Raw genomic sequence first — 11,393 nt, 5'->3', positions numbered from 1 at the left:
TCAGCCGTCGCCGACTGTCTATCCGCCTTCACCCCCGAGGAATGCCGGAACTACTTCGAGCCCGCCGGATATGACCCGGACTAAGTCGAATCCGCGCTAGGTAAAGGCGGCTTGAACCGGATTCCGCCCGCGACTCTTGCGCCGCGCGGCGATGGCGGAGCTGCCGGGGCGCAGCGGCATGCCGCCAGCGGCAGGAATGCTCGGGGACCAATCGCCGAGCTGTCATCGAGACGGACCAGCTCAGAAGATCCGTACCGGCCGATAGGATACCGCTATCCCCTGCACTTCATCGTCGCGTGGCAGGCCTTTGCGATGCCCCGGCCAAAACCCAAAGACCGCCGCAAGCCCCTCCGTCGCTTCGTTCCAAACTGCGGCCGGCGCCTTCGGACACTCGCCGGCGCCGCGATGGGCTGGTAAATGCCCATAGCGCCCGGGATGAAGCTTGCCGGGGGCTTTGCCCCCGCGCGTTCCGCGCTCCCCCAGGATATTTGTCCATGGAAGAAGCCAGGGAACCATCGGTCCGTTCTTCCTTGGATAAATATCCTGCGGGGGTCCGGGGGCGCAAAGCCCCCGGTCGCGGCCTCGACCAGGCCGCGCAAGGCTGCAGGGTCAGACCGGGATCATCGTGCCTTGAAGCATGGCGACATGCTTGCGCGTGCCTTCCGCTTCGGCCCAGACATCGGCTGCGACCACCAGGATGCGGCGGCCGGGGCGGATCACCCTTCCCTCGGCCACCAGCCGGTCGCCGGTGGCAGGCGACATCAGGTTGATCTTCATCTCGACCGTCATCACCTCGGCGTCCTCGGGCATCAAGGTCAGCGCGGCATAGCCCGCGGCCGAATCGCCGATGCTGAAGGCCAGCCCGGCATGGCCGGCGCCATGCTGCTGCAGCGATGTCGGCAGGATCGGCGCGGTGATGGCGATGCGCCCGGGCGCGATGGCGGCAAGCCGGGCGCCCAGGGTGCGCATCATGCTTTGGCGGTCGAAACTGGCGCGGATGCGGCTTTCCAGGTCATTCATCGAACAGGCTCTCCTGGGGGCGGGGGGCATCGAGGCCCAGATGGCGCCAGCCCAGCCGGGCCAGCATGCGGCCGCGCGGGGTGCGGCTGACCAGGCCCTGCTGCATCAGGTAAGGCTCGATCACCTCCTCGATGGAATCGCGGCTTTCCGACAGCGCGGCCGAAAGGGTTTCCACCCCGACCGGGCCACCGCCGTAATGCTCGGCCATCAGCGCCAGGTAGCGGCGGTCGGCCATGTCGAGGCCCAGGTGATCGACGCCAAGCCGGGTCAGGGCGGAATCGGCGATCTGGCGGCTCAGCCTGCCGTCGCCTTCGACCAGCGCGAAATCCACCACCCGGCGCAAGAGCCGGCCGGCGATGCGCGGCGTGCCGCGGGCGCGGCGGGCGATCTCGCGCGTGCCCTCGGGCTCCGAGGGGATGCCCATCAACCGGGCGCCGCGGGTCACGATCAGGTCGAGTTCCTCGACGGTATAGAATTGCAGGCGGGTCGGAATGCCGAAGCGGTCGCGCAGGGGCGTGGTCAGCAGGCCGAGCCGGGTGGTGGCGCCGACCAGGGTAAAGGGTTGCAGCTCGATCCGCACCGTGCGAGCGGCGGGGCCCTCGCCGATCACCAGGTCCAGCTCGAAATCCTCCATCGCCGGATAGAGGATCTCCTCGACCGCCGGGTTCATGCGGTGGATCTCGTCGATGAACAGCACGTCGCGGGCTTCCAGATTGGTCAGGATCGCGGCAAGGTCGCCCGCCCGCGCCAGCACCGGGCCGGAGGTCATCTTGAAGTTCACCCCCAGCTCGCGCGCCATGATCTGCGCCAGCGTGGTCTTGCCCAGGCCGGGCGGGCCGTGGAACAGCGTGTGGTCCATCGCCTTGCCGCGCATGCGGGCGCTTTCGATGAAGACGCGCAGGTTCGCCCGCGCCTCGGCCTGGCCGACGAAATCCTCGAGCCGCTGCGGGCGCAGGGCGCGGTCCTCGCCGTCGCTGTCCAGCGGTTCGGGGCGCAGCATGGGGTCGGGCTGGCTCATCGCGCGCCCCAGGGGCCGGCGCCCGTGCCCGAGGCCATGGCTTGCAGCCGGGCGATGCGCTCCTCGGTCGGCGGATGGGTGGCGAAAAGCCGGTCCATGCGCAGCGCGTGCAGCGGGTTCACGATGAACAGGCTGGCCGAGGCGGGGTTCCTTTCGGCCGGGATATTCACCACCTGGCCCGCCGCGCGCGAGATCTTGGCCAGCGCGCCTGCCAGCGCCATCGGCCGGCCGCAGATCTCGGCCCCCATCCGGTCGGCCTCGTATTCGCGGGTGCGCGAGATCGCCATCTGCACCAGCCCAGCCGCGAGCGGCGCAAAGATCATCGCCAGGATCGCCGCCAGCCCGCCGCCGCGATTGTCGTCGCGCCCGCCGAACATGCTGGAAAACATCAGCATGTTGCCCAGCATGGCGATGGCGCCGGCCATGGTGGCGGTGACGGTCATGGTCAGCGTGTCGCGATGCTTGATATGCGCCAGTTCATGCGCGATCACCCCGGCCAGTTCGTCGCGGCTCAGCACCCGCATGATGCCTTGCGTCACCGCGACGGCGGCGTTTTCAGGGCTGCGGCCGGTGGCGAAGGCGTTGGGTTGTTCGGTTTCCAGGACATAGACCTTGGGCATCGGCAGGCCGGCGCGTTGTGCCAGCGCCGCCACCATGTCCACCAGTTCGGGCGCCTGCTGGCGGGTGACAAGATGCGCGCCCTGCTGACGCAGCACCATCCTGTCGCTGTTCCACCAGGCGAAGACATTGCCCGCCCCGGCGACGATCAGCGCGATCACCGCGCCGCCCTGGCCGCCGATCAGCCAGCCCATGCCCATGACCAGCGCGGTCAGGGCGGCCATCAGGATGAAGGTGCGCAGGTTTCCGGTCATCGTCTTACTCCTTGGGCGCCAAGAGCCGCAGGGCCGCGCGGATCAACGCCGCGGTCGGCGCGGCGGGTTCCCGTGCCGCGGCCTCGGCCACGGCCGAGGCGGCCTCGGACGGAGCATAGCCCAGATTTCCCAGCGCCGAGAGCGCATCCGCGGTTGCTTGCGCCGAAGATGGCGCCGGATGGGCCGGGGCGGTTGCGGGGGCGGCGGTCTCGACCAGTTCCGCCTCGGACAGGGGGCCGGGATCGACGGTCAGCGCACCGCCAAGCGCCATCACCGCCGGGGCCTTGTCCTTCAGCTCCATCGCCACGCGCTGCGCCAGTTTCGGTCCGACGCCGGGGGCCTTGCGCAGCGCCGACCAATCGCCGAGCGCCAGCGCCCGCGACAGCCCGTCCGGCCCCAGCGTGCCCAGGATCGCCAGCGCCACCTTGGCCCCCACCCCCTGCACCGAGGTCAAGAGCCGGTGCCATTCCTTTTCCAGCAGCGTCGGGAAGCCGAAAAGCTGCAGCAGATCCTCGCGCACCAGCAGTTCGGTGTAAAGCGCCACCGCCTGTCCGGCGGGGGGCAGGTGCGCGGCGGTGCGTTCGCTGACATGGACGATATAGCCCACGCCGCGCACGTCGATCAGCACATGGTCCTGTGCCCGATGCAGGATCACCCCGGCAATGCGTCCGATCATTCCTTGTTCCTCACGCGCTGGCCTTGATGCGCAGGGCGCGGCCCTGCAGGTGATGGGCGTGGCAGATCGCGACGGCCAGGGCATCGGCGGCATCCGGCCCCGCGAACTCGACGCCGGGCAGCATGAAGCGGACCATGTGCTGGATCTGCTCTTTGGCGGCATGGCCGACGCCGACCACGGTCTTCTTGACCGCGTTCGGAGCGTATTCGCCGATCTCCAGCCCCGCCTCGGCCGGGGCCAGCAGGGCGATGCCGCGCGCCTGGCCCAGCTTCAGCGTGCCGAGCGCGTCCTTGTTCACGAAGGTCTGCTCGACCGCGGCGGCATCGGGGGCGTGCCGGGCGATCACCGCGCGAAGCCCGCGATAGAGCGCGGCAAGCCGCGGCCCCAGCTCGCCCGCCTCGGAATGGACGATGCCATTGTCCAGGTGCCGCAGGCGCGGCCCCTCGACCGCGATCACGCCCCAGCCCATGTTGCGCAGGCCGGGGTCTATGCCGATGATCTTCATGCCTGTTTCCTTGTTTTGATCCAGCGTTAGCACGAAAGGCGAACATCGCCTAGTTGCTTTGTCATTGGCTTGACATCGGGAAACCCCGCCGCGAACAGGGGGCCGCGAAAAATGGAAGAGGGACAATGTCGCCAGCACTGATCGCTGCACTTCCGTTCATCGGGGCGCTGCTGCCCGGATTGCTGATCCGATCGGGCCGCGATGTCGCGGCGATTTCCTGCGCGACCGCGACCTTCATCGCGCTGCTGGGGCTTTGCCTGCATGTCCCGGCGATCATGGCGGGCGAGGTGATCACGGCGCGCTTCGCCTGGCTGCCCTCGCTGGGGCTGAACGCACATTTCCGCATCGACGGGCTGGGGCTTCTGTTCGGCATCCTGATCCTGGGGATCGGGTTGCTGATCATCGCCTATGCGCGCCATTACCTGTCGCGCGAGGATCCGGTGGGCGTGTTCTATACCTACCTGATGCTGTTCCAGGGCGCGATGCTGGGCATCGTGCTGTCCGACAACATCCTGCTGCTGCTGGTGTTCTGGGAGCTGACCTCGCTGTCCTCCTTCCTGCTGATCGGCTATTGGAAGCACCTGCCCGAGGGGCGGCAGGGCGCCCGCATGGCGCTGACGGTGACCGGCATGGGCGGGCTGGCCATGATCGCGGGGATGCTGATCCTGGGCAATATCGCCGGCAGCTTCGACATTGGCGACATCCTGCAGGCGCGCGAGGCGATCCAGGCCAGCCCCTATTACCTGCCGGCGCTGCTGCTGATCCTGCTGGGCGCCTTCACCAAATCGGCGCAGTTCCCGTTCCATTTCTGGCTGCCGCACGCGATGGCGGCGCCGACGCCGGTCTCGGCCTATCTGCATTCGGCGACCATGGTGAAGGCGGGGCTGTTCCTGATGGCGCGGCTGTGGCCGGTGCTGTCGGGCACGCCGGAATGGTTCTATATTGTCGCCACCACCGGCCTTGTGACCATGGTGCTGGCGGCCTGGATCGCCATCTTCCGCGACGACCTGAAATCGCTCTTGGCCTTTTCCACCGTCTCGCATCTGGGCCTCATCACCATGCTTCTGGGCTTCGGCACCGAGGCGGCGGCGGTGGCGGCGGTATTCCACATCATCAACCACGCCACCTTCAAGGCGGCGCTGTTCATGGCTGCCGGCATCATCGACCACGAGGCCGGCACCCGTTCCATCGCCCGTCTGGGCGGGCTGCGCCGGCTGATGCCGGTGACCTTCGTCATCGGCACCGTGGCGGCGCTGTCCATGGCCGGCATCCCGCCGCTGAACGGCTTCCTGTCGAAAGAGCTGATGCTGGAGGAGGCGACCCATGCCGCGTGGCAGGGCAGCCCCGTGCTGATCGCGGCGATGGCGACGCTGGGGGCGCTGTTCTCGGTCTGCTATTCGCTGCGCTTCGTCTGGCAGGTGTTCTTCGGCCCCGAGCGCCAGGATTACCCGCGCAGGCCGCATGACCCGGGCTTCGGCCTGTGGTCCGCTCCGGCGCTGCTGGTGGTGCTGGTGGTGCTGATCGGGCTGTTCCCCGCCGGCATGGCCGGCTGGCTGGTCGAGGTCTCGGCCAGCGCCGTCACCGGCACCGCCCAGCATCCGCATCTGGCGCTGTGGCATGGCGTGACCCCGGCCCTGATGCTGTCGATCACCGCGCTGGTCGGCGGGACGCTGCTGCTGGCGCTGAACCGCCACCTGCTGGCCATGCGGGCGGCGATGGCCTGGCTAGACGCCAAGGCGATCTTCGACGCCGTCACTCGCGCGGCGACCTGCGCGGCGGGCGTCTTTACCGACCGGCTGACCAACGGCTCGATGTCGCGCGCCCTCGCGGCCTTTTCGCTGACCGTGGTGCTGTGCGGCTTCTGGGCCTTCTCGACCGGAGGCTGGCAGGGCGCGACCCGGCCGATGCTGCCCGTCCAGCCGGTGCCGCTGGTCGGCTGGATCCTGCTGATGGTGGCGATCTGCTGCATGGTGGCCTTTCACCGCCGGCGCATCCTGGCGCTGGTGCTGGTCGGCATCATCGGGCTGATGGTCTCGGTCAGCTTCATCTATTTCTCGGCCCCCGACCTGGCGCTGACGCAGATCTCGGTCGAGGTGGTCACGGTGGTCCTGCTGCTTCTGGCGCTGAACTTCCTGCCCAAGTTCACCGTGATCGAAAGTCCCGACCGCAAGCGCGGCCTGGACGCCTTCATCGCCGCGCTGGCCGGGCTGGGCTTCGGGGCGCTGGCCTATGCCATCATGCGCAGCGATTTCGCCTTTTCCCCGATCTCGGAATACATGCTGGCCAACAGCTACAGGCTGGGCGGCGGCGACAACGTGGTCAACGTGATCCTGGTGGACTTCCGCGGCTACGATACCTTCGGCGAGATCACCGTGCTCGGCATCGCCGCGCTGACCATCTTCGCCCTGACCGAGACGCTGCTGGCCGGCGCCAGCGGCCGGCGGCTGCGCAACTGGGTCCATGACAGCCGCCGCGCCGGCGACCGGCATCCGCTGACGCTGGTGGTGGTGACGCGGCTGATCCTGCCGATCTCGCTGGTGGTCGGGCTGTATATCTTCCTGCGCGGCCACAACATGCCGGGTGGCGGCTTCGTCGCCGGGCTGGTGGTTTCGGTGGCGCTGGTGTCGCAATACATGGCCTCGGGCTTTGCCTGGGCGCAGGAGCGGCAAAAGATCAACTATCACGCGCTGATCGGCGCCGGCGTCATCGCCGCCGGGCTGACCGGAATCGGCGCCTGGTTCGCCGGGCTGCCCTTCCTGACCTCGGCCTATGGCTATGTGAAGCTGCCGGGGCTCGAGGAATTCGAGCTGGCCTCGGCCATGGGCTTCGACCTGGGCGTGTTCCTGTGCGTGGTCGGGGCGGTGATGCTGGCCCTGAACTCGCTGTCGCGGATCGCGCGGCAGGCGGGCGAGACGGTGAACCTGGACCCGATGGACATCGACCCCAGCAGGGAGGCGCGGCGCTGATGGAACTTCTGCTGTCGAGCGCGATCGGCATGCTGACCGCCGCCGGGGTCTATCTGATCCTGCGGCTGCGGACATTCGCCGTGGTGCTGGGCATGACCATGCTCAGCTATGCCATCAACCTGTTCCTGTTCTCGACCGGGCGGCTGGTGGTGAACGCGCCGCCGATCCTGCAAAAGGGGGTGGAGGTCTATACCGACCCGCTGCCGCAGGCGCTGGTTCTGACCGCCATCGTCATCAGCTTCGGCATGACCGCGGTGGTGGTGATGATGGCGCTGGGGGCCTTCCTGGAAGGCGGCGACGACCGGGTGGACATGCCGCGCGCCGACCGCATGCCGGGGGATGACCAGGCATGAGCCATCTGATCATCGCCCCCGTCGTCCTGCCCGCCGTCATCGGGCCGCTGATCATCCTGTGGATGCGCAACGACCTGCTGTTGCAGCGGGTGTTCTCGGTCGCCGGCACCGCCCTGCTGGCCGGGGTGGCGCTTTACCTGAACCTGCTCGCCGCGGGCGGAGAGGTGCAGGTCTATCGCCTCGGCAACTGGGCTGCGCCCTTCGGCATCGTCTTGGTGCTGGACCGGCTGGCGGCGCTGATGCTGCTTCTGACCGCGGCGTTGGCCCTGGCGGTGCAGCTTTACGCCATGGGCTCGGGCTGGGACCGCAAGGGCCGGCATTTCCATGCGCTCTGGCAGTTCCAGCTGATGGGCGTCTGCGGCGCCTTCCTGACCGGCGACGCCTTCAACCTGTTCGTGTTCTTCGAGATCCTGCTGATCGCCAGCTACGGCCTGATGATCCACGGCGGGGGCGAGATGCGGCTGCGCGCCGGCGTGCAGTATATCGCCTACAACCTGGCCGGCTCGACGCTGTTCCTGGCGGCGCTGGGGGTGCTCTATTCCGTCACCGGCACGCTGAACATGGCCGATATGGCGCTGCGCGTGGCGGCGATGCCGGCCGAGGATACGGCGCTGCTGCGCGCCGGCGCGGTACTCTTGATGCTGGTCTTTGCTGTCAAGGCGGCGCTGGTGCCGCTGCATTTCTGGCTGCCCTCGACCTATGCCAATGCGCCGGGGCCGGTGGCGGCGCTGTTCGCGATCATGACCAAGGTCGGGGTCTATGGCATCATCCGCTTCTTCACCCTGGTCTTTCCGCAGGACGCCGTGACCCAAGGCGTGGTGACCGACCTGTTGCTGCCGGCGGCGCTGTTCACGCTGGCCATCGGCCAGATCGGCATCCTGGGCACCCGCCATCTGGGTCGGCTGGCCGCTTTCGCCGCCATCGGCTCGATCGGCACGCTGATGATCGCGGTGGCGCAGTTCACCCCGCAGGGCACCGCGGCGGCGGTCTATTACATGATCCACTCGACGCTGGCGGCGGGGGCGCTGTTCCTGATCGTGGACATGATCGGCGCGCGCCGGGGCGATCTGTGGCTGCGGCTGGACCGGGTGATGCCGGGCAACGGGCTGGTCGCGGCGCTGTATTTCACCGCGGCCATCGCCGTGGTCGGCATGCCGCCGTTTTCCGGCTTCATCGGCAAGCTCTTGGTGATGCAGGCCACCGGCGCGGCCCCGGCGATGGTCTGGATCTGGGCGACGATCCTGATCACCTCGCTGATCGCGATCTATGCCATGTCGCGCGCCGGCTCGATCGTCTTCTGGAAGAGCTTCGAGCTCGGCCCGGCCCCGGTGCCGGCGCCGGCGGTCGCAGCCGGTCCCAAGCTGGAGCCGGACGAGCCGGTCCAGGACCTCGGCGATGCGCCGGCGAACTGGCTGGCGGTGGCCTCGGTGGCGCTGCTTCTGTCGGGCATCGTGGCCCTGACCGCCTTTGCCGGCCCCGCCATGCGCTTTGCCGAGGCGACCGCCGCACAGCTGCACGATCCCGACGCCTATGTCTCGGCGGTGCTGGAAGGGCAGGAGGGTACGAAATGATCCGCCGCCTGTTGCCGCATCCCTGGCTGTCGGTCACGCTGATCCTGGTCTGGATGGCCCTGGTCAACCGCTGGGCCGTGGGCTCGCTGGTCTTTGCCGCGATCATCGGCCTGGTGGTGCCGCTGATCACCGCGCCCTATTGGCCGGGAGCGGGCGGCTACAGCAAGCCGCAGCGCATCCCGGCCTATCTCCTGATGGTGATCTGGGACATCGCCAAGGCGAATTTCACCGTGGCGCGCATCGTGCTGTTCATGCCGCGCCGGGCGCTTCAGCCCGCCTGGATCGCGGTGCCGCTGGACCTGCGCCGCCCCGAGGCGATCACCGCCTTGGCCGCGACCATCACCCTCACCCCCGGCACCGTCAGCTGCGACCTGTCCGAGGACGGGCGCGCCCTGCTGGTCCACGCCATGCACGCCCCCGACCCCGAGGCGGTGCTGGACGAGATCAAGACCCGCTACGAGGCCCGGCTGAAGGAGATCTTCGAATGATCGCTTACGCGCTTCTCTTTGCCTATGGCTGCTTCGGGCTGGCGCTGCTGTTCTGCCTTTATCGCGTGGTCTTCGCGCCCGGCCTGTCGGACCGGGTGCTGGCGCTGGACACCATGGCGATCAACATGATCGCGCTTCTGACGCTGTTCGGCATCGACAAGGGCACGGGGATGTATTTCGAGGCCTCGCTGCTTTTCGCCATGGTCGGCTTCATCTCGACCGTGGCCTATGCGAAATTCGTCCTGCGCGGCGACATCATCGAATAGGGGGCGGGCATGATCGCGGAAATCGTCGTCTCGGTTCTGCTGGTGGTGGGCGGGTTCTTCGGGCTCGTCGGCTCCTACGGGCTGGTCAAGCTGCCCGACCCGATGACCCGCCTGCACGCGCCGACGAAATCGGCGACGCTGGGGGTGGGGGCGGTGCTGATCGCCTCGCTGATCTGGTTCCCGGCACGGCACGGGGCGCTGACCTGGCACGAGCTGCTGATCACGCTGTTCCTGTTCCTGACTGCCCCGGTCACCGGCTATTTCATCGCCAAGGCCCATATGCATCTGGGCTGGAGCCGCGACGAATTGCCCCGTCCGGCGCCCGGCAAGGACTGGGCCACCTTCGCCGATCCGGACAAGGCCAGCCTTGTCGATCGCCGTCCCGGGGATTAGCGAGGCGACAAGCCCGTTTGGGGGCTTCNGGGCTGGAGCCGCGACGAATTGCCCCGTCCGGCGCCCGGCAAGGACTGGGCCACCTTCGCCGATCCGGACAAGGCCAGCCTTGTCGATCGCCGTCCCGGGGATTAGCGAGGCGACAAGCCCGTTTGGGGGCCTTGCCCCCGCGCGTTCCGCGCTCCCCCAGGATATTTGGACAAGAAAGAAGCGGGAGCCGCCCTGCGCCTTCCTTGGGTTCTTCCTTGGCCAAATATCCTGCGGGGGTCCGGGGGCGCAAAGCCCCCGGCTGTGCCGGTCCCGCCGGGCCGGCCATGAAAAAGGGGCGGAAACCCCGCCCCCCTCTCGTCCGGCCTGATGCGCGGTTCAGATCAGCCCGGCGTGAACCAGGGCCGCGTCGATCCGGGCCTTGGTCGCATCGGTCAGCGCGACCAGCGGCAGGCGTACGGCGTCGCTGCAAAGCCCCAGCCGCGACATGGCGTATTTCGCTCCGGCGACGCCCGGCTCGACAAAGATCGCCTCGTGCAGCGGCATGAGCCGGTCCTGGTAGTCCAGCGCCCTGGCGTAATCGCCCGCCAGCGTCGCCTCCTGGAACTCGGCGCAAAGCTTCGGGGCCACGTTCGCCGTGACCGAGATGCAGCCCACCCCGCCATGGGCGTTGAAGCCGAGCGCGGTGGCGTCCTCGCCGGAAAGCTGGACGAAATCCTTGCCGCAGGCGGCGCGCTGCTGGCTGACCCGCTCAAGCTTGCCGGTCGCGTCCTTGACGCCGATGATGCGCGGCAGCCTGGCCAGTTCGCCCATGGTGTCGGGCGTCATGTCGATGACCGAGCGGCCGGGGATGTTGTAGATGATGATCGGCAGGTCGCTCGCGTCGTGCAGCGCGGTGTAATGCGCGATCAGCCCGGTCTGGGTCGGCTTGTTGTAATAGGGCGTCACCACCAGTGCCGCGTCGGCCCCCGCGGCCTGCGCGTGCTGCACCAGCCCGATCCCCTCGCGCGTCGAGTTCGAGCCGGCGCCGGCGATGACCGGGATGCGGCCGGCGGCCATACGCACCACTTCCTCGATGACCTGGCGGTGCTCCTCATGGCTCAGCGTCGGGCTTTCGCCGGTGGTGCCGACGGGCACCAGCCCGTGGCTGCCCTGGTCGACATGCCACTCGACAAGCTTTTCCAGCGCGGGGAGATCCAGCTCCCCGTCCGGGGTGAAGGGCGTGACCAGCGCGGGCAGCGAGCCTCTGAACATGTGGGTATCCTGAATTTGCCTCT

The 11,393-nt window shown here is 68.4% G+C and carries 12 protein-coding genes; 6 read left to right on the top strand and 6 right to left on the bottom strand.

Annotated elements, in window-relative coordinates; genetic code table 11:
- Positions 1–609 precede the first annotated feature (609 nt).
- The 5 genes from ACDP63_RS18145 to ruvC are packed head-to-tail and all read right to left on the bottom strand — an operon-like array spanning position 610 to position 4,091.
- Complete coding sequence (locus tag ACDP63_RS18145) at positions 610–1,020, bottom strand: PaaI family thioesterase (protein ID WP_024846095.1); 411 nt, start codon at positions 1,018–1,020, stop codon at positions 610–612.
- On the bottom strand, positions 1,013–2,038 hold the full coding sequence (ruvB, locus tag ACDP63_RS18140; protein WP_024846094.1) for a Holliday junction branch migration DNA helicase RuvB: 1,026 nt from the start codon (positions 2,036–2,038) through the stop codon (positions 1,013–1,015). Before ruvB ends, ACDP63_RS18145 begins: the two co-directional genes overlap by 8 nt.
- Complete coding sequence (gene htpX / locus ACDP63_RS18135; RefSeq protein WP_024846093.1) at positions 2,035–2,910, bottom strand: zinc metalloprotease HtpX; 876 nt, start codon at positions 2,908–2,910, stop codon at positions 2,035–2,037. Before htpX ends, ruvB begins: the two co-directional genes overlap by 4 nt.
- A 4-nt stretch (positions 2,911–2,914) precedes the next feature.
- On the bottom strand, positions 2,915–3,586 hold the full coding sequence (gene ruvA / locus ACDP63_RS18130; RefSeq protein ID WP_024846092.1) for a Holliday junction branch migration protein RuvA: 672 nt from the start codon (positions 3,584–3,586) through the stop codon (positions 2,915–2,917).
- A 10-nt stretch (positions 3,587–3,596) separates the two neighbouring features.
- Complete coding sequence (ruvC, locus tag ACDP63_RS18125; RefSeq protein ID WP_024846091.1) at positions 3,597–4,091, bottom strand: crossover junction endodeoxyribonuclease RuvC; 495 nt, start codon at positions 4,089–4,091, stop codon at positions 3,597–3,599.
- Between the two features lie 125 nt (positions 4,092–4,216).
- On the opposite strand from ruvC, the gene ACDP63_RS18120 reads away from it, so the two are divergent.
- The 6 genes from ACDP63_RS18120 to ACDP63_RS18095 are packed head-to-tail and all read left to right on the top strand — an operon-like array spanning position 4,217 to position 10,128.
- Positions 4,217–7,057, top strand: a complete 2,841-nt coding sequence (locus tag ACDP63_RS18120) for a monovalent cation/H+ antiporter subunit A (RefSeq protein WP_024846090.1) — start codon at positions 4,217–4,219, stop codon at positions 7,055–7,057.
- Positions 7,057–7,410: a Na+/H+ antiporter subunit C gene (locus ACDP63_RS18115; protein ID WP_024846089.1), complete on the top strand. Its 354-nt coding sequence runs from the start codon at positions 7,057–7,059 to the stop codon at positions 7,408–7,410. Before ACDP63_RS18120 ends, ACDP63_RS18115 begins: the two co-directional genes overlap by 1 nt.
- A complete protein-coding gene (locus ACDP63_RS18110) occupies positions 7,407–8,981 on the top strand; it encodes a monovalent cation/H+ antiporter subunit D (RefSeq protein WP_024846088.1) in 1,575 nt (524 codons plus the stop codon). Before ACDP63_RS18115 ends, ACDP63_RS18110 begins: the two co-directional genes overlap by 4 nt.
- Entirely contained in the window at positions 8,978–9,469 is a 492-nt protein-coding gene (locus ACDP63_RS18105) for a Na+/H+ antiporter subunit E (protein WP_024846087.1), read from the top strand. The genes ACDP63_RS18110 and ACDP63_RS18105 overlap by 4 nt, the downstream gene beginning before the upstream one ends.
- Complete coding sequence (locus ACDP63_RS18100) at positions 9,466–9,735, top strand: K+/H+ antiporter subunit F (RefSeq protein WP_024846086.1); 270 nt, start codon at positions 9,466–9,468, stop codon at positions 9,733–9,735. The genes ACDP63_RS18105 and ACDP63_RS18100 overlap by 4 nt, the downstream gene beginning before the upstream one ends.
- Positions 9,736–9,744: 9 nt before the next feature.
- Positions 9,745–10,128, top strand: coding sequence for a Na+/H+ antiporter subunit G (locus tag ACDP63_RS18095; protein WP_024846085.1), 384 nt, complete (start codon positions 9,745–9,747; stop codon positions 10,126–10,128).
- 366 nt (positions 10,129–10,494) lie between these two features.
- Here the strand turns inward: ACDP63_RS18095 and dapA are convergent, their stop codons facing one another.
- Complete coding sequence (dapA, locus tag ACDP63_RS18090; RefSeq protein WP_024843866.1) at positions 10,495–11,370, bottom strand: 4-hydroxy-tetrahydrodipicolinate synthase; 876 nt, start codon at positions 11,368–11,370, stop codon at positions 10,495–10,497.
- Between the last annotated feature and the right edge of the window lie 23 nt (positions 11,371–11,393).

Origin of the sequence: Paracoccus sp. P2, assembly GCF_046335115.1 — a bacterium.
GTDB lineage: Bacteria > Pseudomonadota > Alphaproteobacteria > Rhodobacterales > Rhodobacteraceae > Paracoccus > Paracoccus pantotrophus.
The sequence above is the reverse complement of the archived record's forward strand: the minus strand, read 5'-3'. Positions and strand labels throughout refer to the sequence as shown.

What these genes read in the sequence shown, in the direction of transcription:
- dapA (WP_024843866.1), bottom strand. Translation starts at nt 11,370, where the DNA reads ATGTTCAGAGGCTCGCTGCCCGCGCTGGTCACGCCCTTCACCCCGGAC.
- ACDP63_RS18095 (WP_024846085.1), top strand. Translation starts at nt 9,745, where the DNA reads ATGATCGCGGAAATCGTCGTCTCGGTTCTGCTGGTGGTGGGCGGGTTC.
- htpX (WP_024846093.1), bottom strand. Translation starts at nt 2,910, where the DNA reads ATGACCGGAAACCTGCGCACCTTCATCCTGATGGCCGCCCTGACCGCG.
- ruvB (WP_024846094.1), bottom strand. Translation starts at nt 2,038, where the DNA reads ATGAGCCAGCCCGACCCCATGCTGCGCCCCGAACCGCTGGACAGCGAC.
- ACDP63_RS18110 (WP_024846088.1), top strand. Translation starts at nt 7,407, where the DNA reads ATGAGCCATCTGATCATCGCCCCCGTCGTCCTGCCCGCCGTCATCGGG.
- ACDP63_RS18120 (WP_024846090.1), top strand. Translation starts at nt 4,217, where the DNA reads ATGTCGCCAGCACTGATCGCTGCACTTCCGTTCATCGGGGCGCTGCTG.
- ruvA (WP_024846092.1), bottom strand. Translation starts at nt 3,586, where the DNA reads ATGATCGGACGCATTGCCGGGGTGATCCTGCATCGGGCACAGGACCAT.
- ACDP63_RS18100 (WP_024846086.1), top strand. Translation starts at nt 9,466, where the DNA reads ATGATCGCTTACGCGCTTCTCTTTGCCTATGGCTGCTTCGGGCTGGCG.
- ACDP63_RS18105 (WP_024846087.1), top strand. Translation starts at nt 8,978, where the DNA reads ATGATCCGCCGCCTGTTGCCGCATCCCTGGCTGTCGGTCACGCTGATC.
- ACDP63_RS18115 (WP_024846089.1), top strand. Translation starts at nt 7,057, where the DNA reads ATGGAACTTCTGCTGTCGAGCGCGATCGGCATGCTGACCGCCGCCGGG.
- ruvC (WP_024846091.1), bottom strand. Translation starts at nt 4,091, where the DNA reads ATGAAGATCATCGGCATAGACCCCGGCCTGCGCAACATGGGCTGGGGC.
- ACDP63_RS18145 (WP_024846095.1), bottom strand. Translation starts at nt 1,020, where the DNA reads ATGAATGACCTGGAAAGCCGCATCCGCGCCAGTTTCGACCGCCAAAGC.